Here is a 25,250-nt window from a genome sequence, read left to right as displayed (position 1 = left end):
TATTGTTTCACCGTAACGGCAGGGGCTTGATACCCATTCGATGGTTGCATCACTTGTTGACCGTTTGGCAACGCATAGTTTTGCATCGTTGCTTGATCTATGCCATACAGTGCTAGTCCATCTATTTGCCAGTAGGAGTATTCACGGCTAATATTATAATCTTGGGATACGGTCTCGGTTTCAGCGTAATCGACCCATTTCTTCACTTCTTTTTGGCCTGTGACATTTCCGTTAGCATCATACTCCTCTTCAAAATGACTAAACTCTTCTTCTTGCCATTCCAGATTATATGTTTTCTCTACGGTGACTTGATAGTAGTTCGTACCGAGTTTTTCTTGAAATTCATAGGCATACAAATAGCTTTTCGCATCTGTCACAGCTATTTCCAAACATTCAGAAGTCGGTATGCCTTGTGTCACATCAAACGTTCTTTCACAGTTGTCTATGTATCCTTTGGCATCTGGGTCTAGATCCTCCCCTGTTTTTGTTTCTCCATCACTGGAAGAATTATCTGGCGGATCTGTAGAACCTCCACCACCTGTGTCACATGCTGGGTCGTTCGGTGTTGCATCACAATCGACATTGACTACAGTAATGACTGCACTATCCGTTAGCTCGAAGCCATCCTCGTTTTTCCATACTGCGGTGATTGTTGTGTTACCTACTGTCTTTGCTGTCACTTTTCCTTGTGCATTCACAGTGGCAACAGCAGGATTTTGCGAAGTCCACGTCGTTTTACTTTGCGTAGTGACATCCATCCAACTTCCCCAGCTTGTCTCTCCAAAGTCCATCGTTCGAACATCGGCATATATATTTCTAGTGCTGCCCACTGCCAAAGTAGCATCTTCTCTTACTTGGATCTCTTTGGATTGTTCGATAATCCCTTTCCATGTCACTTCAAGTGGCGTATAATATCCTATTAAAACTTTTGGATAGTTCGTACCATATCGTATGCTATACACTTCGTATTCTGAAAGGCGATAGTTGTATCCCGTTTCTGTTTTTAATGTTACATATTTTTCATCTTTACTGACTTGTTGAACGTAGATGCCTTTGAAAGTTTTCTCAGAAGGGGGTTGTTCTACAAATTTAATGTTTTCAATATCATAAGACTTGAGTTTACTGATTGGGACATTTACTCTATCACCTTGTTTGTCAAAATATTCAAACTCAGTAGGTTGGTAGTTATTCATATCTATATGATCGTTAATCACTGTAGTTTGGGGGTATGGGTCCCAATCGTTCCCCGCATTTGGAACTTCAATCATTTTTTTATTAAAATATTCATCATGATAATCGGCCCGAAAATTTCCATTGTCGATTTGATACCAATATACACCTGGTCTGGGTTTATTGTTTGCTTTCACTTCAATCGTCATCGTTTGCTTATTAGTAGGTGGATTGGGACTAATTACTACCGTGTTAGATTGTGCGAATAACGGTGTGATTACAATGGAACTTAGCAGTATTACAATAATAATTGTACATTTAGCTATCTTCAACTTTTATCCCTTCTTCTCAATTTACTCTGGTATATAGAAACTAGAAAAAGTATTGATATTTACATCGAACGAATAATATTCTCCGCTCTCTCTTTGCACTGCGTTACCCATCCACAATTTATTTGGAGTATCTTGCCCGAAAAAACCTACACCACTATTTTGTGGTAATGTATTTAAACCGTATTTTTCAGTGGTCCCGGTATTTTTAATAGATGAGCCTATAATAAAACCATTGTCAGGTAAACTATTAACGTACTGAAATTTACTCATATTTTCTACAGCAGAAGTTACCGTTACCTCCAAAAATACAGAATATAATTTATCTAATGATTCTTGGATATACGGATATCTCACTATATCAGCTATTAACGTGTCTTCATCATAAAACATATCTCCATAGACCCCTCTAATATCCTCTGGAGAAATAGCATCAACAACTATCATGCGGTGAACCATAACCGTTCCCCAGTTGTTTGCCATTTCAATCGGTTGCTCTGTAATACGATCAAATTTTGCTGGAATTTGATTTTGAGTATGATAAACATATGGAGTCATAGAAAGTAAGTTTGTCCCTGTCGTTCCTACTTCTCTTAGCTCATCTAACCAAGGATATGTGTCTGCATTCGTTCCTTCAATGCCCAAGTAGTTGTAAAGCAATGCTACGACTTCTGCTCTTGTCGTTGTCTTGTCCAAACCAAAGCTTCCATCCGGGAAACCTGACACCAGTTTACTTCCTTTTGCCACGGCTAAATAAGGGATTTTCTCTTCTGGAATCCCTTCTTTGTAATACTCCGTAAACGGTACTAGTGTCCCTTTCGTATCTTCAAAAGCTTGAATAAAGCTTTCCTCTGCTTGTTTCAATCCATCCACTAGCCACTTCGTCATCTCATACCTAGTTTGACTATCGTCAGGAGCTAACCCACTAGCATAGTCAGCTTTATCAATAAAACCTAAACGCACTAAACGATTTATCTCTTCTTGCGCCCAGTGAGTAGAAGGCACATCGTCAAAACCATCAAAGTCCACCACCTCTTCATTTACAGCTGTAGCTCTTGCTATAATAGAAGCAAATTCTGCTCTCGTAATGTTATCATCGGGTCTAAATGTATTATCGGGATAGCCAGATATGTATCCATCGTTTACCGCTTGTAGTATTTTTTGCTCCGCCCAGTGACCTTCAATATCTTCAAAAGACGTGTTTGCTTGTGCGGATAGTACTGAAAATGGGATAATAAAAAATATACCTAATATTAAACCTAGTAGTGTTTTTTTCATCGTTCATTCCTCCAATATGTCATCAGTCGTATTTCACAACCTGTGTTGTATTCTTAGAACAGTATTTTTTGACTTCATCTACTTATTCGATTTTTCCACACTGTACATAGTTCATAATAATCATATTCATCTATGTGCATATGTTTGTCAGCGTGTTCCTCCTCTGTGTTTAATAGTTACTACTAATCCTTGTTTACTTTTATGACTGCTTTAATATAATTTCCAGGTTGTGGTGTAAAGATTTCTCCATCTTATGCATAGCGGTAATACGTTGGTTGAACCAGTTCATTCAACTAATATAGTATACAACAAATTATGATGAATAGGATTCATTTTCTTCCAAAAATCTACATATTACAACCTTTTTATTGGAATGGGGAACAATCTTGAATATAGTATCCTTTCTTCACAGCTTCCTCAGGTTCATAGAAATTTTGTTTAATCGTCACACCTGAGCTAGGTAGGCAACCTTGTTTATAAGCAACTAACTCACCTGTCGAGTCAACGGTTCCAATATATTGATTTCGCAAATAGATGGAGTTCCCTCCGAAAGCAAATGAATCAAATAACTCTCCACTAGGTAACGGGTATCCTTGTATGAACGATAATAAGCCAACATGATTAATAGACTGTTCGTTCCAACCTCTTGGCAACGTAAACTGTACAGCCAGTCCCATCCGTTTGCTCAATTCCAGATGACGGTTAATGGCTCCACTTAAATCGGTTTCAATCGCATCTGTAATCGTGTGTAGCCGTTGCTGATGAAACTGTTCTTCTGTTAGTAATGGAGATAAATCGGTAATCAGACAGAGTTCCTCACGATTTCCCGATAGAAAAACATTTTGGCTCACATCATACACTTCTGCTTTATCATCCATCTTAAAATACAGAAGATTTCCATTACTCAATTCATAAACAAAAGGTCGTTTGGGCCAAAATACAGGCGATAACTCCTGAGTCCCATTCACATTTAACAAATCTTGGTTGGTGATCAATACATATCCGTCATAGTGAACTAAAACCATTGCCGGCATATGAAGCTTCAAATTTTGGATTGCTATGGAATCCGTCTCTATTCCTAGCTTTAATGCTAGATTTGCATAGAACACATCCAATACTTCTTGATCCACAGACAGTTGTTTTTCTCTTTGATACCTTACATTTCGTGTAATTTGTTGTGCTTCCAACATATTTAAATATGCACCAGCATCTGCAACGGCAGCTTGGAAATGATGTTCGTACTGTCTGGCTACCTTTTCATTCGCATCATACATATCTTGTTGCGTGTCATTCATCATCGTGATCATAACTGCGATGATAAGAAAAATGAGAGTAATGCTAAGGGGCTTCACTTCGAACCATCCCCCCATAGCGCAACACAATTGGTATGTTTGGTGTCTGAAATAAAAAACTTTTAAATCCAGAAGAAAGCGTTCTACCTGTCGATTCAATCCTCACATTAAAGAGATCTCCGACATACATATTCACCTTTCGATCCGGATGATCTACTGGAGTCGTCGTGTCATTCTTATATAAAACACCTAAAATCTCACTAGTAAAATAACCATCGTAACGAACATGAAAAGTATCTTGAAAAGTAGCACCGTTGTAATTCGGTTGTAGCTTTTTTTTGTAATACTCCAACGTTACATCATAAGTTTGACCTGTTGCGTCTAACGATTTGAGAAAAATGTCGTAGTCTCTCACCTCGATGTATCCTTTTCCTCTTACCGTATCTACAAACGTAAACAAAGCTGCTTCAGCCACTCTTTCCGCAGTTTGATCCGTTTGATCCGCGGTACGATAGGCTGGATAAACGACAAAGGAAACGACAAGTAGAATAATGACGATGAACGCTTTAAAAGCATCTACCATCCCGCTGCTCCTTTCTATGTAAGATGAGGTGGTAATAAGTTGCTTGAACAAGTCCACTCAACTTATATTTAAGATGAAGAAATAATAAAATATAAGTTTACGCCTCAGTTACCAGGCGTAAAGGTTGTCATATTGAAATTTCTCCATCTTATGCTTAATGGTAATAAGTTGCTTGAAAAAGTCCACTCAACTTATCTAGTAATATTCAAATATTCAAGAGAGCAAGCAACTACGATGGTGTAGCATACACTTTGGAGACCATGCCATTGTTGTCTCTTACAATCTCAATCTGATATGTCACATCTTTTACATTTCGTAAATTGACGTTTTGTATATCCGTCTTATCGTTGATAGAAATGCCATCAAGAATAAGTACATAATGACCTTCCTGCGCATAAATGACCATGCCTATCACTTGCTGTCCTGACATCTCCAATAAATCGGATCGTCTATCGTGATGTTGTTGTACTACATCTCTGTTCCCTTCTGATTGATGCTGAACAGCATATGAAAATTCGTGTTGTAAAAATTGAAACCCACCTAATAAGAAAACGATCCATGCAAAAACAAGAAACAAAAAATTTCTCGCTGCTTCCATAAGCACTCCTTTGTTTTTAAAAACTAGACAATCTATGATAAATAATGAATGTAGGCTGTTGTCTAATTACCCTTAACTTTTCTGTCTAGCTAAGTGTAGCCGTTCCACTACTTTATTTTGCCTATCTCATTTATGAGTTTACGAATTATTTCATTATTCCTGTATAAATTCAATAATTCGCACTTCATTATTTCCATCTCTATAAATTTGTGAAGTAAATATGCCTGTCGGATTGACATAGAAGTTATTGGATGTATCTTGCAGCGCTGAAATGTCAGCAGTGGCATTTGTTCCATTACTAGTTTTACATGCATGTGTATCTAAATCTACTAATGGCTCAGAAGAAGTTGGAATATCATAACAAGTCTCAAAATTATTTTCAGCATAAAAACCACCTGACAGTATTCCTGTTTTAATATTAATTGAAAATTGAGGTCTATTTTCATATTGTATAGCGGCATTAATCACCTCTTGACCCGTTACTCCTTTGTTATCATATTTTGAATATTCCAATCTAGTAAGTGCTGTCGTTTGTGACGTCGTGTTATCTTGCGCTTTTCCAAATAAAGCATCTGCTACAAAGTAAATACCTACACCAAAACCAATAATAAGTAACGTAATGACGATTCCAATAGCAAACTTTAATCCGTATGATATATTTTCCATTTATACATTCTCTCCTTTTTCAATCCATATTTTTTTTAAAATTACTGTTGTTGAAAATAAATAGCGCGAATAATATCGTTCTTATCTCTTACTAAAGTAGATATAAACCTTGCTTGTGGAGAGATATAATAATCACTTGTCCCCTCCATTAATTGTTGCTGCGTCACGTTGCATGCCATTGTGCTAGAGCTTTCCAATGAACCCGTTGTAAAATCAAAATTTGTGCAGCTCCCGGTTGTCCCATCTGTATACACTCCAAAGTTTTTGTTACTCGTTTTAACATACAATGTAAAATCTTGCTGATCTCCATATCTTCGATAGGCGGTCAATAATTGAGATCCACTGACAATTTGATAATCGTACGCTGTATATTCGCTGTCGATTATCATCCTAGCTTGATCAGATGCCTGATTGTTAGCCGTCCACAACATCGGTTGGGCCAAGTTATATAGCAATATGCCAGCAGATAAAATAAACAACGTGATGACGAGACCAAATACCCACCTTAAAAAATGAGATATATTTTCCATGTGCTAACTCCTTACAATTGATTAGTGATTGAGGTCATATCACCTAGTTGTTCCATGGCTAAATAAACGAATGGAATGAGTAAATATAAAATAAAAGTAGCATGTAAGGGAATAAAACCAATCAACTGCCCTAAATGCGTTCGGTCCGACACCATTTTTTCATAGTGCAATTTCCGCTGATCAATAGCGAACGATCGCTCTTGTTCTATATCATCAAAAGCTTCTCTTACCGGTACAAGATCCGCTGCTACTTGAAGTCGATCTATTAATTGCTGCATGGACGTAAACTTCACTTCTTCTTTTAACTTTTGTAAAGCATGCCATGCTCCCGACTCGTAATCTAGTAAACAACGTAAAAGTGGATACTCAAAAATATAGCTATACCGTTGTAACCATTCGAGCAAATCATACACGCTAATACGATCTATTTTAGAAAGCATCATGACGATGTTGGTGAATGAATCTACTTCGTTTTGCATTTCCCATTTTTGCATTCGTTTTCGAAACCATAAATACACATTTGGAAGCTTGAACGACGCAACTGCAACGGTTATTGCAATCAACAGTTCATACCACTTGTAATATTCTTTATTGTGATTTTCCACTTTAGTCACCAGTGCTTCCACATATTCATCTCTTGTCAGGTCTTTCGGTATGTAAGGATAATCTTCTACTCTTTCTAAAATGACTGATCCTGCTTCTTCTGGTGACAAGTTTTTTGATACGATTTCCCCTAACAATGTCGATTCAAAACGATACTGTTCCTCCCCTATCACTGCCCCCGCTGGATGCTGGTAAATGATCATATTTTTGTTTGGATGTATGATATTATCTTTGACTTGGTAGTGAGCGGTGAATTGCATACAAATGACAAGGATAAACATACTTAATGCACACAGTATTTTTTGAAAATATAAGTTCTCGATGGATAGATGACTGTTATTTTCTTTTAGCAATTGCTTTGCTTTCATATAACTCGACTTATGAAAATGTGGCGTGACCCTTAGTACAATTTGATTAATCCATCTATTTTTCCGTACTTGTGTTAACCATTTCCCCTCTGTTTTCACTTTGTATGCATGATCATCAAATCCTTTTAGCGCTCGTAACCAAAAGAACGTAATCGTGAAAATCACATAAAGCAGAAATAAAGAGTACACACCCCACTTCGATCGATAATAATCAGAAACGACTGGAAATTGACTTTCAGACCAGTGTTGCAGTGGCTCTAGCATAAACAATGGTACAATGGCGATAAAGATCAATCCTGAAAGCTTCTGGTCTAATTTTGTTCGCCTGTTAAGATCTAAATGAATTTCTTCTCGAATGTTAGACAGTGCTTTTAAATATTGTGATTCCCCATCTTTGTCACCAAACTCAGCAATGATATGACTAATACCTGCTATTTGTTTCAGATACCGGTTAGGAGCAACATCATAGTATTGTCGCAATTCATCTTCTGGATCTAGCGCGTATAGTAATGAAGCAATTTTTCTAGCATGAGGTGCGATGATAGCTTTCGCACGATCCGCTGCTCTTTCTAAACTTTCTTGCACCATATGCGTCTGATGATACTCATGCCGCACATCCATAATAAAATCAGACAATGCTTGGAGTAGCTTTTTTTCCACGTTTTTTACAAACACATCGATGAAAAAACTCCCGATATACAGTCCTGCAAGCATCATCATGATTCTTGTTGTCCATGCTTCTGTCCACATAAAAGCAATGCCTACGATGAACAATACGATGGTAATGACCATCATCGTAACATTTGCAGATAACCGGCGAATTTCTTTCTCTTCACCAGGATACAAAATCTCAAATCTTTTCTTAACTTTCGTTAATAGCGCTCTTAGTATCACTATTTTATGCAAGTATGGATAAGCTCGTATGCCTATGGTAGACCATTTCTTTTTCTTTTGCTGTGGTAATAGCGAACGCAATCGTTGTTGCTCTTTATAATTAGCAGTGTTCATCTTCTGCTTGATGTAAAATTGCAGAAGCAACAGAATAACTAATAAAACGAGCAAACTGCCCATGATGACTTGAATCCATGTGATCACATTCATGAGGATCTCCCCCACTTCTGTTCGATAAAGCGTTGAAATGCAGCGGCATCGTCGGGACTCATTTTACTAGCCATATTGTTGATCGTCATATTGCTAGGACGGTGCTTTGCTGCATATGCTCCATCTTCCCAAATGATAATGTCTTGATGTTGATACGTTTTTCGGTCTGTTTGTCGGTAAAAGTACTCCGCCACATTATCCATAAAAGCTGTTACCTTACGTTCAAACTTGGTTTCACCTTTATAGTCCATACCATATTGTTGTGTTTCTTCCATCGGAATACATTCCGTAATACGGTCAATATACCGCTGACCCGTTGGACTTTTTACTAGATGCACGTTAAAATTCAGCACTTCTACAACTTGCTTTTCCGCAATAGTTTCATTGGAGAATCCACCCGCTTGCAATAAGCTATTCCGCAATGATGACACAAGATTAGGAAACGTTTTGGCATGATGTGTACACAAGGTAAACAATGACGCTACGGTTGCCATCTGGATCATGTAACTCGCTACGGGGTGAGACGCAACTTCACCTAGTATATTCACTGCTCCGTCTGTCTTCTTCTGTATATCTAATCCTTCTTGTCCACTTACGGTCGGTGTTTCCCTCATACTTAATATGTTTCGATCGGCATATATTTTTCTAGCACGCAACTCAAACGCCATTTCTTGGATACGAATGTTATATGCCCGGTTAATATAACGCATCAGTGCAAGTAATGTCACCGTTTTCCCAGACCCTTGTGACCCTGTGATGATCGTAACTTGCTCGCCTTTGATGAGGTATTCTAGCATTTTAATTGGCAGTTCTGCGTGTGTTCCTTTTATCAAATCTGGAAGTGTCATCAATTGTGTATTAAATTTCCTTACGAAGAACGCCCAGCTTTCAGACATTTTAGGTCTCACTACGACAACGCGACTTCCATCTGCCATGTCATTGACGATGTAAGATTTTGATTCGTTCAACTGCCCAGGGCTTCCAAACGTATAAATATTTTGACATACTCTTTTCAGTTCTAACTCCGATGCAAAAGAAAGAAAAGAAAGGTGCAAGGACTTACCTTTATAAAAAATCCATACGGCGTCATGTGCTTGTGGCAGCATTCTGGTTTGCTCTGTATAATGATGCAAATCCAGGTTTTGTTTCATATCAGAAGGAAGACCGCTTGTCCCGCCATTGACGCCGTCGATATTTTGATCTCGAATTTCATCAATGACACCAAGCCCTTTATACTTCTGGTATACGCGCTGTACGACAATATCTAATTTTTCATCAAACGTCAGTCTCGGTTGTTCAAGCTCATAAATTTGTATGATTTCACTGGCATGAATGTGATAACCTACCGACCCGTCATCGTATTTTTTCTCTTGGTCCAAATGATATTTTTCTATTAATTGTTGTAACCCCTCTTCGCCGTGTTCCTTCTTATATACATAGAGTAAAATATCAAAACAGTCTTGAGCAGACAGGTCATTACTTCTATGAAAAGGAATGAGTAGATGAATGTTGTCTTCACCTAGCTTGTACGTATTTTGTAGTAAATCTTTCATGTACAATTTAACGTACCTTTTGGCTGAAATATCACCGTTCATGCAGCTGCGCAATGATTTTCGCAATTCATTTCTTCTCGCTTTTCGCCGCTGAAACTCCTCCATGTTTGGGTTTCCTTCATATAAATCTGAGGCGATGAGTTCATGCATGGCATCACGAATAAATTGTTGTATGGCATCAAAATTGTACATATGCTGTGTCAGCTTGTGCTCTGTTTCATTGAGATTGTTTCTAAACCACAGCATGTATATAGCAGTACTAGCGCCGATGATAATGATGAGAATCAATATGAAGTTCATCATTAAGCTGTGCCCCCAACGGATTGACCCACATCCATTTTGATATTGACACCTGCAACTTCACATATGTGCTCTAACAATTTGCGCACCTCTTTGAAAAAGAAGTAATTTTCATTTCGTTTATGCACATGCCGATGTCGCATAAAGAAATCAATAACAGCACTTTCGTTGTATGCATTCATCCATGCATGGCACCTTGGTATCGTCAAAAAACCTTCTTTATGCTTGTACTTCCGTGCAATGTTAGCATACGTATGATGAATATGTTTGTCGTATTGACCCAGCACTAGTAAGTAAGGCTTTGAAGCTAAAACTTCATTCCACTCTCTTTCCATAAAAAAGCGATCCAACAAGGCCGTATTTTGATTTAATGAAATGACAATGAGATCACAGCCTTGCAATACAGATCGTGTCATATTGTTCATGTATGCACTATTGACGTCCACTATCGTGCAATCATAACTAACATCGGCATGATCAAGTATATGAAGCATGCCATGCACATCTTCTGTCTCATTCCGCTTGACTGTGCCATATAAAAGATCAAGTCTATTAAACACAATAGGATGCGTATAGTCTTTAATCATGTTACCTTGTAACTTACCGCTTTTAGCTAGACGAATGAGTGCATCCATACCAATATCTGTATCATGACCAACATTCTTTTTCATCCCTAGCACGTTACGAGAAAATGCTCTTTCTAAAGTGGAATGAGCCCATTCCGTATGCGTGATCAGTGTTTTTAATGATGTTTGCGTGCCAAATGCCGATGCAACAGCGATACTATTAAACGTTGTACCTACTCCATGTATAGGTCCCCAAAATGCTATTTTCGCCAAAGTTACCCTCTCCTTAATGCCGTTTTCCATATGACTTTCATTTGTTTGCGATCACAATCTAAAATTTGCTGACAAGTGTGTTTTAATGCGGATTTATAATCTCTTGATAACCGCTTCAACATTAATTGGTTATTATATTGATTTTCAATGTTGATGATATAATCCATTTCATCCATTGCAATCTCCGTAGATGATGACGGCATCGTAATGTGTAAGCCATCGTAAAGATGATTCAGATACGCATCATCAATGCCACACTCTACCGCAGATAAAATAATTCTTTCCGTATCGACAGCTGGTGAAGATTCTTGATTTGCACTTTCATTCATTACGGCTAGGAGTTCCACATCTCTAAGCAAACTAGATCGCTCATAAGACGTAACGATGTATCGTTTATGCGCTTTAGACCATTGATTCCATGTCATATGATGCTTTTGATCAGTGTTCGTAATCACAAAATCATACTCATTCAGATTGCTCCCGCTCTGTAACTCCGCAAACGCTTTGTCATGAATAACGACATCAAAACCTTCAAACTCTGTTAAACCTTGTTCAAAGCTTCCTAAATAATATTTAGCAGATTGACTAAACGTCGCATCGTTGAGCAATACTTTTTTACCTGCACAACGCAACAATTTACACACGTACATCATAAAATGCGATTTATCTGTGGAACCGAGAAAAATGACATGTTTCATCTTCCATCCCCCTTACAGTTGATCCTACTCATCAACAGACTCCTCATCAATTTCATTTTCTAGCGATGGATCAACAGATTCCACTGGTGTTTTTTCTGGATCAATAGGGGACATATATCTCGTAAACTCCGTATCTCTAAACTCATCATCCTCTACTGCTGGATTTTGATCATTCAAGTTGGAATTCGCAGTGCTAGTCTCATTTTGCTCCATCCCTGCTGTGGAATTTTCTGCATCATAAGTTTCATCATAAGGTACTTCACTGTTCATTCTTGCTCGTTCCCTGCTTATCATAGCGCGTTCTTCATCACTCATCGCAGCGATATCTCCCTCAAGTGCCGTACGTGCTTGTTTGCTTAATTCTTGTTTGGCATTCAAAATGATGTTTGGATCATTCAGCATCAAATCTAATACTTCCATATTGACAGGATAATTAATTTGAGGCTCTTCTTGAATTTGTGGATCTTTGTAAGTGAGCGCGTAAATGATGCCATCTTGCAAGTAAGCGTCAATGACAGCACTGGACATCGTAAGAATTTCTTGTTCATCCACATCAAGCCAAACCGTACCATTTACGTTTAAACCGTACACTGTCTTCTTGCCCAATACGGTGTAGTCTTGTCCGGTAGGAAAATTAATTCGAACATCAATCACATCATCTTTTTGCAATTTCGTTGGCAACATAATGGTATTGTATTCTGCTACCCTCAAATCTGGAGTCACCCTCCCTTTTTCATAAATCATGCTGTTCACTACCGTTCCATTTTGGTTAATATTTATTTTTGTTATTTTTCCAACCACGTCCTCTGCGCTGGTAATAATATTTTTGGGTGTCATATCTGCTGGCAATTCCCCTAGTTGAAACATGTCTGCTGATAATTCTTGTCCGGCTGGTATATTTTGTTTTGCTAAAATGACTGTCTTCTTTAAGCTCATTTGCTCTTGTTTGTATTTTTCTGCTTCACGTAACTCTTCCTCATACTGCTCTACTATCAAATCTTGTTTGCTGTTCATTTTGGTGTAAACAAAAATGCCCAGCACAGAAAATAGAATGAAACTAAGGAGCACACCTAACAATCCTGCTACTATCAGTTTTTTAGTTCGTTGTCGTATAGCGAACACTTTTTCATCTCACTCTCCCATTTTTATTAAGTACATTGCATGCTATAAATAAAAAGGTATTGTCCGTCACATTCGAACAATCATCATGACATAAATCCCAGCTAACACAAGGGAAGTTGGCACCAGCAACCACCATATGGATAGCCGCTTCTTTTTTTGGTTTAGCGGTAGGTGATCTAAAACTTCATCAAACACCGCTATCGTTTTTTCTTGTAATTTCATCGGATAGGGGTTGGAGGGTACAGCATACATACGTTTAGAACGCAGTTCACTTTTTATCTCCAACATTTGATCACTTTCAGCAAATGGAATACAATACACCCAATCTTTTGTCTCTTCTTTTTCATATTGTTGTACAAAATCTAGTATTTTTTGTTTTTTCCATGTCGCTGCACTTCCGACCACAAGTCTCAATTGGGACCTTCTAAACTCCCCCATCCATGCCTGATTAAGATCACATCCAATATCTAAAATAATAAAATCGTATTGAAGACGGATCACCGTTGCAATTTCAATCGTTGGTTCACACTTGTAATACGTCACTCCATGCATACTAAAACAACTAGTTTGCACCTCTTTATGCTGCTTTCCATCGTAGTCCTCTTCAATGTATTTAAATTCGTTACTTTTGTTTGCTTCAATCAGCGCTACTTTGTATCCCTTTTTATTTAAATGATGAGCAACCATCATGGCAGTATGCGTGCTGCCCATTCCTTTATGTGTGGCGATGACACTTATCATGACTGTCCCTATGTTCATAGGAGTGATAGATTGTTCTTTTTTATTGTTGTCATGCTTGTTTAGCAATTTGTAGAGTGCATGCTTCACTTCTGCCGCACTTTGATAACGTTCACCAGCATCGTGTTTCGTTAGTTTTTGAACAATGGAAGATAACTCCTGCGGTACTTTGGCGACATGATGCAGTGGTGTAGTAGCATGCTGATCATACCGTTTCCCACTGATAGCAAAGTAAATGAGTGACCCTAACGTATATAAATCGGTGCGATGATCGGATTGTCCATCTAAAAACTGTTCTGGTGCTGCAAAACCAATCGTACCTAACTTAATGGTGTCGTCCTGTTTTTCTTGGTTATAGCTTCTCGCAATACCAAAATCGATTAATTTCACTTCGTTTTGCTTCGTTATCATGATGTTGGAAGGTTTTAAATCGCGATAAATTATAGGTTCCGCTAAGTCGTGGTGCAAATATATAAACACATCACATATTTGCAAACTGTAATGAAGGGTGTCCTTCCAGTCCATAACTCCTTTTTGTTTCAATACTTCTTGTAACGTTGTGCCTTCAATATAGTCCATTACAACGTAGATGTGCTGCTGTTGTTCATCGGTATAATAGTCTACGATGCGTGGTAAATGCTGATGATTTAATTTTGTTAATATTTCCACTTCAGATATCACTTGTTTTCTTTGCATTCCGGTTAGAGGAATTTCTTTAATGGCCCACTTCTTTCTGGACAGTTTTGTATCTTCGGCCAAATACACTTTCCCCATCCCACCTTGGCCAAGTAAGGAAATGAATTGATAACGCTGCTCTAAGGTATTCATGTCACTTCACCTCTTTAGAAAAACATCACTAAACATAAAAAGCACCCACTAAATACTGGTATGAACATACCAATGATTTAGTGGGTGCTTCCACACTAAGTTTATATTCTATTTTCTTCATTTTATTTATGTTTGTAATGCATTATTCGTCATGAATATTATATTATTTGTCATGTACATCCTATATTCTACAAATTTTTTGGAAAAATTGCAACTAATAAGTTGATGGAATACGATATTCCCAGAAGTCATATGCGACAAACACTGGCGAAAAAACATCTCCGATATCGATTAACAAAGGATCTTCCTCTTCTTTATTGTAGCGAGAACTAATGTGCGTCAAGATTAAAGTTCCCACATTGCATTCCTTTGCCATTTGCGCGACTTCTTTTGCCGTACTATGAAAATATTTATAAGCGAGATCTCCCAAAGAACTGTCAAACGTCGCTTCATGCACGACCACATCTGCATCTTTACATAATGCTTTAGAGTTTTCACAAATCCTCGTGTCGCCTAGTATACTGACACATCTTCCTTTCGTTGACGGCAACAATAAATCGGATGCAGGAATAAGTGTACCGTCATCTAGCCTAACAGGTTTTCCTTTTTTTATATCCGCATATATCGGGCCTGGCGGTACGTTCCATTGCTTTAATTTGTCGAGTCGTAATTTTCCTGGTCTATCTTTTTCCTCTATCCGATAACCATAACTGTCGATTCGATGGTCTAATTTTAGCACATGCACTTTAACTTGCTCGTCTTCGAAAATCATGCCCTCTTCTATTTCTTCAATATGCAAATCATAATTTAAATGAGCATCACTTACTTCCAGTCCTACTTCTACCCACTTTCTAATCCCTGGTGGACCGTATATCGACAGTGGTGTTTCTCCACCTTGAAAAGCGCGACTGGTTAGCAACCCATGCAATCCATAAATATGATCACCATGCAAATGCGTAATAAATAATTTTTCTAGTTTTCTCATTTTAAGCGAAGAATGTAAGATTTGATGCTGTGTTCCTTCGCCGCAATCAAACATCCAGATCGTTCCGCGCTCTTCTAACATTTTAAGTACTGTACTAGTCACATTTCGTTCTTTTGAGGGCATACCAGCACCTGTACCTAGAAACAATACATCCACGTTCCTTCACCTTCCAACTGTACCCATCTTTTTCTTTACGTAATTCTATATTCATCTGCTAACTTCCTGCAAGTATTAACTTCCTACATTAAAATACTTTGCTTGCGGATGAGCAAACACCATCGCAGATACCGACGCTTCGGGCTCCATCATAAAACCTTCCGTTAAAGAGACTCCGATTTGTTCTGGTTTTAATAATTGAAATAGTTTTTGTTGATCTTCTAAATTCGGACAAGCAGGATAACCAAACGATACTCGAATGCCTTGATACCTAGCTCCGTGTCGCTCTTTCATGGTCAACTCCGGTGCATCAGGAAAACCCCATGTATCCCGCATCATATGATGCATTCGTTCTGCAAACGCTTCTGCGGTTTCAAGCGCAACGGATTGTAAAGCATGAGAACGTAAATAGTCCCCTTCTTCTTTCCATCGCTGTGCTAAATCGCGAATACCTTCCCCCGCAGTAACGACGATAAATCCTACATAATCCATGATGCCACTATCTACCGACTTTATAAAATCAGCTAAACATAAGTAAGGCTCTTTTTCTTGACGTGGAAAATCAAATGTTTCGATGACGGTCTGTTTGTCTGCTGGATCATAGATGAGAATTTTGTTCCCTAAAGATTGGGCAGGAAAAAATTGATACATGCCGTGTGTTTGTATGATTCCATCGGTTTTCGCCGCTGCAAAAATGTCATCTACCGTCTCTTTTAACTGTGTTGCTTTATGATCTCTTTCTTGCAATAACGCTTCTACCTTTCCTTTTAAACCGAGGTGGTGACCTAATAACATCTGCCAATTCACATACGGAATAATGTAGTCTAACGGATAGCTTCGTAAAATGTGTGCCTCACAATCCTGGGGAGTGTATACAGATACATTCCTATCCACAGAAGAGGTAACCGCTCTTGTTAACTTTGGCAGTTCGGCTTTTTTACCTGTCGTTTGGACGTCGGATAACTTTGTTTTTCTTAGTTCTTCAATGAAGACTTGCCTTTGCTCCGCATCCATGAGTTGATTCGCTAAATCCAGTCCATTCATCGCATCTTTTGCGTACAATACGATGCCGTCATACTCCGGGCTAATTCTATTTTTAGTAAACTTTCTTGTCAAGGCGGCGCCACCAACGAAAATCGGAACGTCAATGCCCGCTGATTTAAGATCTTGCGCTGTAATCACCATCTGCTGTGCAGATTTCACGAGCAATCCAGATAGTCCAATTGCATCTGGCTTTTCCTTTTTATACGCTTCAATTAATTGCTCTGGAGGTACTTTAATCCCTAAATTGACAATCTTGTATCCATTGTTGGAAAGAATAATCTCAACTAAATTTTTACCGATGTCATGCACGTCACCTTTTACGGTGGCCAACATAATTTTACCTTTGACAGCCGTTTCACTTTTTTCCATAAAAGGTTCTAAAAAGCTAACCGATGCTTTCATCACTTCCGCACTTTGCAACACTTCGGCCACGATTAATTCATTGTTGTTAAACAATTTCCCCACTTGATCCATGCCTTTCATCAAAGGACCATTAATAATATCAAGGGGTTTACTGTTTTTTAGTGCCTCATCTAAATCGGGTATTAGGCCTTCTTTACTGCCCTCGATCACATAATTAGCTAACCGTTCATCTAGAGGGAGCTTTTTTTGATCTTCTTTTTTCACAACTTTCTTTTCCCGATAAAAAGCAACGAACTCCGCTAATGTTTCATCGGAAGTGCGGAAAATCAAATTTTCAGCCAATTCTCTTTCTGAAGCTGGAATGGAAGCAAACCGCTCTAATTTTTCCGAATTGACGATCGCATAATCTAGTCCCGCTTTCGTACAGTGATACAAATACACAGCATTCAGCACTTCTCTACCTGCTGCGGGGATACCAAACGAAACATTACTAAGCCCTAGAATGGTTTGACACTTTGGCATCGCTTCTTTAATGAGTCGAATTCCTTCAATCGTTTCTTCAGCAGAGCCGATGTACTGTTCGTCCCCTGTTCCAACAGGAAACACAAGCGGGTCAAAAATAATGTCTTCCGCTGGTATGCCGTAATGATGTACAAGTAGGTCATACGAACGCTTCGCTATGTCCAATTTACCTTCTCTCGATATAGCCTGTCCCTCTTCATCAATGGTTCCTACGACGACGGCTCCACCATAACGATGCATGAGCGGTATAATTTCTTGGAATTTCTCTTCTCCATCTTCTAAATTAATCGAATTGATAATTGCTTTACCTTGTGAGTATTTTAATCCCATTTCAATCGCTTTCGGATCGGTAGAGTCGATGACTAGCGGAACTTTTACTTTTTTAACGACAAATTTTAAAAACTCTTCTAAGTCCTCTACTTCATTGCGATCTGGATCTTGCAAGCAAATATCGATTACGTGCGCACCGTTTTTCACTTGCGCTCTCGCAATTTCAGATGCTTCTTCAAATTTCTTTTCGTTGATGAGTCGCTTAAATTTCCTAGAACCTAATACGTTTGTTCTTTCCCCAACTAAGTAAGGACGATTGGCTTCTTCAATATACACTGCATCAATACCAGAAACGGCTGGCGGATGACTTCCTGCTTGCAGGCGGGGTGCATATTGATCCATCGTATCTTTAATGGCTTTAATATGGGCTGGTGTCGTTCCACAGCACCCTCCTGCTATGTTCAACCACCCTTGTTTCGCAAAATCGTCCAACTTTTGTGCAAGGGATTGCGGTGATTCATGGTAATGCCCGTCTTCGTCAGGTAAACCTGCATTAGGATAACAGCTAATGGCGGCATCCGTCAGCTCAGATAACGTACGAATGTGATCACGCATAAACTCAGGGCCTGTAGCACAGTTTAGCCCAATAGAAATCGGTTTAACGTGCTCTAACGACACATAAAATGAATCAATTGGCTGTCCTGCCAGTGTCGTTCCCATCGGTTCAATCGTACCGGAAATCATAATCGGGAGCGTCTTTCCACTGTGTTCAAAAGCTTTATTTATGGCGATACAACCTGCTTTTACATTCAGTGTATCTTGGGACGTTTCCAATAATAAGGCATCCACCCCACCATCAATGAGCGCTAGCGCTTGTTCAAAATAGCTGTCTAACAATGCCTCAAACGTAATACCTCCTGTGACAGATAACGTTTTCGTCGTGGGCCCGATCGCTCCAACCGCATATCTGGGATGTTCCACTGTGGAAAATTGATTTACAGCTTCTACGGCCAGTCTCGCAGCGGCCAAATTAATTTCACGCGCCATATATCCCATGTTGTATTCATCCAGTACGACACTAGCAGCACCGAACGTATTCGTTTCAATTAAGTCTGCTCCTGCTTCTAAATACTGTATATGAATAGAAGAAATAATATCTGGTCTCGTCAAGACAAGATTTTCGTTACAACCATCAAGCTCTTCCCCGCCAAAATCTTCTGGAGTCAAGTTTGCTTCTTGAATCATCGTGCCCATTGCACCGTCAAGAATAAGTATTCTTTCGTTTAACATTTCTTTCAATCCACGTTTTGTCATGATGTATGTGTTCACTCCCCCACACCTATGGTATGTCCATTTTTTTTGCTGTTTAAATTGTATCTCTAATGTATAAATATTAGCAATAGTCTATCAGAAAAGGGGGTTTTTTGCCACTGATAAATCATATTATTTTACTCGGAATTAAAAAACATGAAAAAAAGCGTATACAACCATATGATGTATACGCTCCAAGATCATTGCTTCATCTTACTTATTTCCATTTATCTCCGCTACATGATCTTCTTTTATAATAGAGAAAAGTTCGTCTAAATGCTTAATTTCGTAAGTAGGAATGACATCATTTCTTTTTTCTTTTTCACTTCGATTTATCCACACCGAAGGCATTTGCACACTGTTGGCACCTTTAATGTCGGTCATTAAATTATCTCCGACCATTATCGCTTCATCTGCTTGGATGTGGAGCTCACCAAGAACATATTGAAAAATTTCAGGAGAAGGTTTTCCTTGTCCAAAATCACCAGAGATGAAAATATGATCAAAATAAGAAGTTAACTCAGGCACTCCGTCCAACTTTTCTTTTTGCAAATCCGGTGCACCATTCGTTAACAATGCAAGCTGATAGCTCTCTTTAAGTTTGGTTAATACCTGTATTGCTTCTTCAAATAAATGTGCTTGCTGTCTGCGTTGACTAGCAAAATATTCCCCTAGTTGCTCTCCTAATGCGACATCATCAATGCCAAGCGATTGTAGTCCATTCGTCCATGACATCTTTCTGTATTGAGGCACTAATTGTTCTAGCTGTCTAAAACTGTCTGCCTCTCCACCAGTAAAATTGCCCCATAGTCCTTCAAACGGGTTAATACCGATATTTTGTGTAAAAGCATAAGTAGGATAAGAAGCATATAATTTCCTAGCTTCACTGCGCACCGATTGTTCCAATTGTATAGGATCTACGTCATGATGAGATGAAGCTAATTTACACGTAGCTGCAAAAGCTTCTTTTACACATTTCTCGTCCCATAACAAGGTATCATCCAAATCAAAAATAATCACTTTCAAAGCCATGACAACACTCCACCCCTTATTCACCTATAATCTCTATATATGTTAAGGTTTGTTACTTACCTTCACTTGTTATTTTAATATTATGTTTCTTTGCAAATGTTTGCAGTCGTTGTTCCATTTCTTGGATCGGATAAAAGTTCATCATCTTCGTAAAAAACCATTTTCTTTTCATCTGCTTAAAGGAAATCATAATTTCACCTTTGCGAACCTGAATTTCCTTAATGTCTTCTGCGTCCATAATGATTTCACGACCTAATTTACGTGTGGCAACGGAAGAAGGCGTAACTTTTAAATAAGGTCTTTTGAAGTAGTAGAACACCGCAAGTAAAGCATACAACACAACAGTAACCCAATATAACCAAGATCGCTCTTCTGCACTAATATTAATAGTAAGTAAAAAGAACGCGATAGCCAATAATGTTAATGGGAAAATAAAACTTCTTCCGAAAAATTTCTCTTCCTGAGATTTCGCATTACTAACACTACTACTACCACTTCTTTTTTGTGTCTTTGCTAATTTTTTTTGCTTTTGATACATTTCTGATTGATTTTTATCAACCATTCTTTTCCATTTTCTTGACAAGATGCATTTCTCCTTTTAAACGTATATCGAATACATAAAGTGAATACATACCGTTACATTTCTCTTTTGAACCTATCGATAAAGCGATAAGGATAAACATTGGATAGACTGCTAACCTCATCTAGTTTGTTCCAATGTTCAGGTGATAAAGTAAAGCTTAATGCTCCCATGTTTTCTTCGAATTGTTCCAATGTACGTGCTCCAAAAATAGGGGACGTTACACCTTTGCGACCTAGCAACCAGTTTAGAGCGATTTGTGCAGGTGTTTTATTTATTTCTTGTCCAATGTGCTGCAACGTCTCCATCACGAGGAAGTTCTTGTCTGTAAATCGGTTTTTCCAAGTACTTTCACCTTTTAACGCACTTAATCTACCTTCTGTCGGCACGATGTTTTTATCGTATTTCCCTGTTAAAAAGCCGCCTGCTAATGGTGACCAAGGAAGTACACCTACTTCTTCTTCGTTACAGAGTGGGAATACTTCCCTGTCCATTTCACGTTCAATAAGACTGTATTGAGGCTGAATAGAAACAAATCGTACTTTGTTATGAAAATCACTGTATGCTAACGATTTCATCATTTGCCAAGCTAAGTAGTTGGAACAGCCAATATATCTGACTTTACCTGAAGTAACGAGATCATCTAACGTACGTATCGTTTCTTCTATTGGTGTAATGTGATCCCATGTGTGCATCTGGTATAAATCAATATAGTCCGTTTGCAATCGCTTCAAACTATTCTCTACTTGATTTAAAATGTGTTTACGAGATAATCCCACATCATTAACGCCGCTAGTTATAGGAAATCTCACCTTCGTAGCAATAATCATCTCGTCACGTCGATGTTTCAGTGCTTTACCGACAATCTCTTCTGATTTACCACTCACATACACATCGGCTGTATCAATAAAGTTTCCACCGTACTCCATAAAACGCTGAATCATTTGGATGGAATCTTCTTCGTTTGTCGTATTGCCAAATGTCATTGTTCCTAAGCAAAGTTCAGATACTGCAATTCCACTCCGTCCAAGCCTTCTGTATTTCATGTTTCTCACTCCTAATGTTTTGGCTTTGTATCTTCTGTGTCTTCATCTACAAATTCAATTCGCTCCAGTTGATCTCTCATTCGTTCACGAAATGAGGTCAAATATTTTTTGCGAAGTTTCTCTTGTTCTTTTTCTTCTGCTTTTGTTAAACCTACTGTTTTTTTCTTGTTAGCGAGTTCATTGATACGCGAAATTAATTTAGGATCAATCATGCTCATCCTCCTGTTCTATTCCATACTTTGACACGTCAAAGAAGTCTTGTCAAGGTAACCCCCAACACTACTTTTAAAATTTATGTGAATGCAAAAAGATGAATCATTAACAAGACAAAAAATCGTCTTTCCAATTCAAGATGAAAGGAAGACGATCATATGTACAATATCAATGAAAAATTAAGATGAAACAAACAAAAATCAAAAACAGACAATGAAGCAGAGTAGACATCGTAACCTAGGTTAGGGTGAACTACACGCAACTTAACACCCTTACGGGTCGTTTGAAGTGGATGCTTTATGTAGATGTTAATGGAGATCTGATATTTTACATTTATTGCTCAACATGTACAGGAAGCATCAACACCTGCCCCACCTGCAATACGCTGTTGGATAAATCATTTTGTTCCTTTAACAAGTAAACATAGTTTCTTGTATCCATGGCATAAGGCTTATTTCGAACTGCAATGTCCCATAACGTATCTCCTTTTTTCACTATAACAGTAACCTGATCTTCCATTACTATCGTAGATGCAGTTATCATATCTTCAGATATATCAGGCTTGTTTAAAGAATATATAGTAGCGGAACCTAATAAAAAAAGTAAACAGGAAACTACAAGCATGACGCATACTTTCACCATTTTTATTTTTCTTTGCTTTATCATTGTTTTCTTCTTTTGTTGTGTAACATTAAAATCTATCGGGGAATAATACATTGATCACCACTCCAAACATTTGTTCTTAATGACTTCATCATAATACGAACTTCTGTTTGTGTCAATGCTATTTACGAACAAATGTTTTTTCATTACAGTAAAGTGCGATAGAAATGATGGATGTATGCCACACTCCCTATTCCGCCACATTGTCACCGTTTAAGCATGTATTTAGAACTAACGTTTGTACGAACCACAGTTCTATGTTATACTGTTCTAAATATATATAAAGCGGAGTGATAAAAGTGATAAAACTCTCTAAGCGTCAACAAGCGATACTAGACTTTATAAAGTTGGAAGTTAGAGAAAAAGGATACCCGCCATCTGTAAGGGAAATAGGAGAAGCAGTTGGACTAGCTTCAAGCTCTACCGTACACGGTCATTTGGAAAGATTAGAAAAGAAAGGTCTTATTCGTAGAGACCCTACAAAACCTCGTGCCATCGAAATTTTAGATGAACGAGAAGATCAATCCAATGCATTCCAAGGTGTGCAAAGAGTACCTTTAATCGGGAAAGTTACCGCTGGTGTCCCTATTCTTGCAACAGAAAACGTAGAAGACTATTTTCCACTACCTAACCAATACGTTGGAGACCACACTACTTTTATGCTTCATGTATCTGGAGATAGCATGATTGAAGCTGGAATACATAACGGGGACTATGTTATTGTTAGACAACAACAGTCAGCCAACAATGGAGAAATCGTCGTTGCCATGACGGAAGATGATGAAGCAACAGTGAAACGTTTCTTCAAAGAGGAAGGCCACATTCGTCTTCAACCTGAAAATTCATCTATGGAGCCGATACTACTCAACAATGTTTCTATTTTGGGAAAAGTAGTTGGATTGTTTAGAGATATACACTAAGTGTATTATGGTGCTTTTTGATGATAAAGCAATTTTATGGATACTAACATTATGATACTTATAGTAGTAAATGCAGAAGGAAGATGCAGTCTATGAAGAATGCGATCTTTCTTCTTTTTATATATTTATAATGAGGATTAAAATAATAAAGCTGAACTGAAGGAGGGGACAACATGAATCACGATTTAGCTACACATTACTTGGGAAATGCTTCAAAAGAATTTTTGAGATTGAAAAAACTTGCAGAAGGAGCACTGTTACAAATTGAGGATGAAACGTTTTATGGCAGAGTGAATGAAGAAAGTAATAGTATAGCTATCCTCATCCAGCATATGTGCGGCAATATGTACTCTCGCTGGACTCATTTTTTAACGTCAGATGGGGAAAAGAAAAGCAGGAACAGAGACGGGGAGTTTGAAGAAACCCCACTCTCACGTGAGCAATTAATGTTGAATTGGGAAGGTGCTTGGGATGTCGTGCTAGACACCATAAGTGGGCTAAAAAAAGAAGATCTCATGAAAACTGTCTATATTCGAAAAGAACCTCATACCGTTCTGCAAGCGATAGAAAGACAGCTCTCCCATTATGCTTATCATGTTGGACAAATCGTGTACATCGCTAAAAATAGCATCCCAGAAGATTGGAAGACTCTGAGCATGGCTCGCAAAAAATCAATTCAAACGAACACATAGTGCTCGTCAAGTTTGGAATGTATTTAAAATTTCACGTTTTAATTTCAAATAATTAGGACTTGTACTATTTACCTCATCTTCTTCGCTATCCGTATGATCTAGGTTATACTTTCCTTCGTGAAGAGAACTAATACCGTATAAATCTGCTCTTGGGTCCCACTTCAACAGAATGATGTACTTTCCACCATTTTTTAATGGAGTATAATTAGCATATGTCTTCATTGTTTTCCCAGGAGCAATGCCATTGTCATACAAATAATATGGTTCTGTTATTGGGATGGACTCCTGTAGATTCATATCACCATAGGAAGAGCTGTCCTTTATTATTTTCTGCACATGTACATTGGTTACAGTATATCCGTTTGCATTGGGATATCCAAATTGATCCCAAACTACATACTCACGATCTCCATTAGGCACTACTTCAAGTACTATCTCTGCATCCGCAATAGCTTCTTCTATAGTATTAAATGATTTATAGAATGGCTGATATTTTACTACCGTTTCTATATGATAATCTGCTGACACATACCAAATAGCAGATAAGATGATGACACTAATGATGGAAATAACCGTTATTCGCTTCAATGTAATACACTTTCCCCTTTTGTTAAACTTTTAATAGACAGAAGTAGTAAAATGAATTAGTTTGGTCTAATACATTATCTTCATCTCTTTTGAGGAAGTACTCCACTTCGTTTAAAACTTTATCTTTTTCCGACAGAAGACTCCCACTTCAAGGAGTGAGAAGGGCGTAGCCCCATGAGTAAGTGGGAGTTGAATGTCGGTAGGCGTAGCCTAAGATTGTTTGGTATAATTTAGATATTGCTAGAAAGTGAGGTGGAAACAATGTTAGT

23 protein-coding genes are annotated in these 25,250 nt (G+C 38.2%); 2 read left to right on the top strand and 21 right to left on the bottom strand.

Going from position 1 to position 25,250, the window contains the following annotated elements:
* From D1Z92_RS16595 to D1Z92_RS16500, 20 genes are all read right to left on the bottom strand, one after another.
* Positions 1 to 1,502: DUF5704 domain-containing protein (locus tag D1Z92_RS16595; RefSeq protein ID WP_206099776.1), on the bottom strand; the 1,502-nt coding region annotated here is incomplete at its 3' end.
* Between the two features lie 21 nt (positions 1,503 to 1,523).
* The gene (locus D1Z92_RS16590) at positions 1,524 to 2,777 is read right to left on the bottom strand and encodes an S-layer homology domain-containing protein (RefSeq protein WP_128896801.1); all 1,254 of its coding nucleotides are present in this window, start codon (positions 2,775 to 2,777) and stop codon (positions 1,524 to 1,526) included.
* Between the two features lie 365 nt (positions 2,778 to 3,142).
* A complete protein-coding gene (locus D1Z92_RS16585; RefSeq protein ID WP_128896800.1) occupies positions 3,143 to 4,129 on the bottom strand; it encodes a hypothetical protein in 987 nt (328 codons plus the stop codon).
* Positions 4,116 to 4,652: a hypothetical protein gene (locus D1Z92_RS16580; protein WP_128896799.1), complete on the bottom strand. Its 537-nt coding sequence runs from the start codon at positions 4,650 to 4,652 to the stop codon at positions 4,116 to 4,118. The genes D1Z92_RS16585 and D1Z92_RS16580 overlap by 14 nt, the downstream gene beginning before the upstream one ends.
* Positions 4,653 to 4,881: 229 nt before the next feature.
* Positions 4,882 to 5,250, bottom strand: coding sequence for a hypothetical protein (locus D1Z92_RS16575; protein WP_128896798.1), 369 nt, complete (start codon positions 5,248 to 5,250; stop codon positions 4,882 to 4,884).
* A 153-nt stretch (positions 5,251 to 5,403) separates the two neighbouring features.
* Positions 5,404 to 5,916, bottom strand: coding sequence for a hypothetical protein (locus D1Z92_RS16570; protein WP_128896797.1), 513 nt, complete (start codon positions 5,914 to 5,916; stop codon positions 5,404 to 5,406).
* A gap of 41 nt (positions 5,917 to 5,957) precedes the next feature.
* Positions 5,958 to 6,446: a hypothetical protein gene (locus D1Z92_RS16565; RefSeq protein ID WP_128896796.1), complete on the bottom strand. Its 489-nt coding sequence runs from the start codon at positions 6,444 to 6,446 to the stop codon at positions 5,958 to 5,960.
* An 11-nt stretch (positions 6,447 to 6,457) separates the two neighbouring features.
* Entirely contained in the window at positions 6,458 to 8,518 is a 2,061-nt protein-coding gene (locus tag D1Z92_RS16560) for a hypothetical protein (protein ID WP_128896795.1), read from the bottom strand.
* On the bottom strand, positions 8,515 to 10,374 hold the full coding sequence (locus tag D1Z92_RS16555; RefSeq protein WP_206099775.1) for an ATPase, T2SS/T4P/T4SS family: 1,860 nt from the start codon (positions 10,372 to 10,374) through the stop codon (positions 8,515 to 8,517). Before D1Z92_RS16555 ends, D1Z92_RS16560 begins: the two co-directional genes overlap by 4 nt.
* Positions 10,374 to 11,210, bottom strand: coding sequence for a CpaE/TadZ family protein (locus tag D1Z92_RS16550; RefSeq protein WP_128896794.1), 837 nt, complete (start codon positions 11,208 to 11,210; stop codon positions 10,374 to 10,376). The genes D1Z92_RS16555 and D1Z92_RS16550 overlap by 1 nt, the downstream gene beginning before the upstream one ends.
* A 2-nt stretch (positions 11,211 to 11,212) precedes the next feature.
* Entirely contained in the window at positions 11,213 to 11,908 is a 696-nt protein-coding gene (locus D1Z92_RS16545; protein ID WP_128896793.1) for a hypothetical protein, read from the bottom strand.
* 24 nt (positions 11,909 to 11,932) lie between these two features.
* Positions 11,933 to 13,030: an SAF domain-containing protein gene (locus D1Z92_RS16540; protein ID WP_128896792.1), complete on the bottom strand. Its 1,098-nt coding sequence runs from the start codon at positions 13,028 to 13,030 to the stop codon at positions 11,933 to 11,935.
* 66 nt (positions 13,031 to 13,096) lie between these two features.
* Entirely contained in the window at positions 13,097 to 14,596 is a 1,500-nt protein-coding gene (locus D1Z92_RS16535; protein WP_128896791.1) for a serine/threonine protein kinase, read from the bottom strand.
* A gap of 214 nt (positions 14,597 to 14,810) precedes the next feature.
* On the bottom strand, positions 14,811 to 15,737 hold the full coding sequence (gene rnz / locus D1Z92_RS16530) for a ribonuclease Z (RefSeq protein ID WP_128896790.1): 927 nt from the start codon (positions 15,735 to 15,737) through the stop codon (positions 14,811 to 14,813).
* 75 nt (positions 15,738 to 15,812) lie between these two features.
* The gene (gene metH, locus D1Z92_RS16525) at positions 15,813 to 19,250 is read right to left on the bottom strand and encodes a methionine synthase (RefSeq protein ID WP_128896802.1); all 3,438 of its coding nucleotides are present in this window, start codon (positions 19,248 to 19,250) and stop codon (positions 15,813 to 15,815) included.
* A gap of 210 nt (positions 19,251 to 19,460) precedes the next feature.
* Complete coding sequence (locus D1Z92_RS16520; protein WP_128896789.1) at positions 19,461 to 20,279, bottom strand: HAD family hydrolase; 819 nt, start codon at positions 20,277 to 20,279, stop codon at positions 19,461 to 19,463.
* A 52-nt stretch (positions 20,280 to 20,331) separates the two neighbouring features.
* Complete coding sequence (locus tag D1Z92_RS16515) at positions 20,332 to 20,862, bottom strand: hypothetical protein (protein WP_128896788.1); 531 nt, start codon at positions 20,860 to 20,862, stop codon at positions 20,332 to 20,334.
* Positions 20,863 to 20,915: 53 nt separating this feature from the next.
* Positions 20,916 to 21,905, bottom strand: coding sequence for an aldo/keto reductase (locus tag D1Z92_RS16510; RefSeq protein WP_128896787.1), 990 nt, complete (start codon positions 21,903 to 21,905; stop codon positions 20,916 to 20,918).
* Between the two features lie 11 nt (positions 21,906 to 21,916).
* Complete coding sequence (locus D1Z92_RS16505; RefSeq protein WP_164931684.1) at positions 21,917 to 22,117, bottom strand: DUF896 domain-containing protein; 201 nt, start codon at positions 22,115 to 22,117, stop codon at positions 21,917 to 21,919.
* Between the two features lie 334 nt (positions 22,118 to 22,451).
* The gene (locus tag D1Z92_RS16500) at positions 22,452 to 22,835 is read right to left on the bottom strand and encodes a LysM peptidoglycan-binding domain-containing protein (RefSeq protein WP_128896785.1); all 384 of its coding nucleotides are present in this window, start codon (positions 22,833 to 22,835) and stop codon (positions 22,452 to 22,454) included.
* 245 nt (positions 22,836 to 23,080) lie between these two features.
* On the opposite strand from D1Z92_RS16500, the gene lexA reads away from it, so the two are divergent.
* Both lexA and D1Z92_RS16490 read left to right on the top strand, forming a co-directional pair.
* The gene (lexA, locus tag D1Z92_RS16495) at positions 23,081 to 23,701 is read left to right on the top strand and encodes a transcriptional repressor LexA (protein WP_128896784.1); all 621 of its coding nucleotides are present in this window, start codon (positions 23,081 to 23,083) and stop codon (positions 23,699 to 23,701) included.
* A gap of 173 nt (positions 23,702 to 23,874) precedes the next feature.
* The gene (locus D1Z92_RS16490) at positions 23,875 to 24,393 is read left to right on the top strand and encodes a DUF1572 family protein (protein ID WP_128896783.1); all 519 of its coding nucleotides are present in this window, start codon (positions 23,875 to 23,877) and stop codon (positions 24,391 to 24,393) included.
* Positions 24,394 to 24,399: 6 nt separating this feature from the next.
* On the opposite strand, the gene D1Z92_RS16485 is transcribed toward D1Z92_RS16490, so the two are convergent.
* The gene (locus D1Z92_RS16485) at positions 24,400 to 24,981 is read right to left on the bottom strand and encodes a hypothetical protein (protein WP_128896782.1); all 582 of its coding nucleotides are present in this window, start codon (positions 24,979 to 24,981) and stop codon (positions 24,400 to 24,402) included.
* Between the last annotated feature and the right edge of the window lie 269 nt (positions 24,982 to 25,250).

It is taken from the genome of Longirhabdus pacifica (assembly GCF_004115085.1).
GTDB lineage: Bacteria > Bacillota > Bacilli > Paenibacillales > DSM-105158 > Longirhabdus > Longirhabdus pacifica.
This window is presented reverse-complemented; position numbering and strand designations above follow the sequence as displayed.

Excerpts from the sequence above, each read along its gene's own strand:
- D1Z92_RS16590 (WP_128896801.1), bottom strand. The coding sequence starts at position 2,777 with ATGAAAAAAACACTACTAGGTTTAATATTAGGTATATTTTTTATTATC.
- D1Z92_RS16580 (WP_128896799.1), bottom strand. The coding sequence starts at position 4,652 with ATGGTAGATGCTTTTAAAGCGTTCATCGTCATTATTCTACTTGTCGTT.
- D1Z92_RS16575 (WP_128896798.1), bottom strand. The coding sequence starts at position 5,250 with ATGGAAGCAGCGAGAAATTTTTTGTTTCTTGTTTTTGCATGGATCGTT.
- D1Z92_RS16570 (WP_128896797.1), bottom strand. The coding sequence starts at position 5,916 with ATGGAAAATATATCATACGGATTAAAGTTTGCTATTGGAATCGTCATT.
- D1Z92_RS16565 (WP_128896796.1), bottom strand. The coding sequence starts at position 6,446 with ATGGAAAATATATCTCATTTTTTAAGGTGGGTATTTGGTCTCGTCATC.
- D1Z92_RS16560 (WP_128896795.1), bottom strand. The coding sequence starts at position 8,518 with ATGAATGTGATCACATGGATTCAAGTCATCATGGGCAGTTTGCTCGTT.
- D1Z92_RS16555 (WP_206099775.1), bottom strand. The coding sequence starts at position 10,374 with ATGATGAACTTCATATTGATTCTCATCATTATCATCGGCGCTAGTACT.
- D1Z92_RS16545 (WP_128896793.1), bottom strand. The coding sequence starts at position 11,908 with ATGAAACATGTCATTTTTCTCGGTTCCACAGATAAATCGCATTTTATG.
- D1Z92_RS16535 (WP_128896791.1), bottom strand. The coding sequence starts at position 14,596 with ATGAATACCTTAGAGCAGCGTTATCAATTCATTTCCTTACTTGGCCAA.
- metH (WP_128896802.1), bottom strand. The coding sequence starts at position 19,250 with ATGACAAAACGTGGATTGAAAGAAATGTTAAACGAAAGAATACTTATT.
- D1Z92_RS16520 (WP_128896789.1), bottom strand. The coding sequence starts at position 20,279 with ATGGCTTTGAAAGTGATTATTTTTGATTTGGATGATACCTTGTTATGG.
- D1Z92_RS16510 (WP_128896787.1), bottom strand. The coding sequence starts at position 21,905 with ATGAAATACAGAAGGCTTGGACGGAGTGGAATTGCAGTATCTGAACTT.
- D1Z92_RS16505 (WP_164931684.1), bottom strand. The coding sequence starts at position 22,117 with ATGATTGATCCTAAATTAATTTCGCGTATCAATGAACTCGCTAACAAG.
- D1Z92_RS16500 (WP_128896785.1), bottom strand. The coding sequence starts at position 22,835 with ATGTATTATTCCCCGATAGATTTTAATGTTACACAACAAAAGAAGAAA.
- D1Z92_RS16490 (WP_128896783.1), top strand. The coding sequence starts at position 23,875 with ATGAATCACGATTTAGCTACACATTACTTGGGAAATGCTTCAAAAGAA.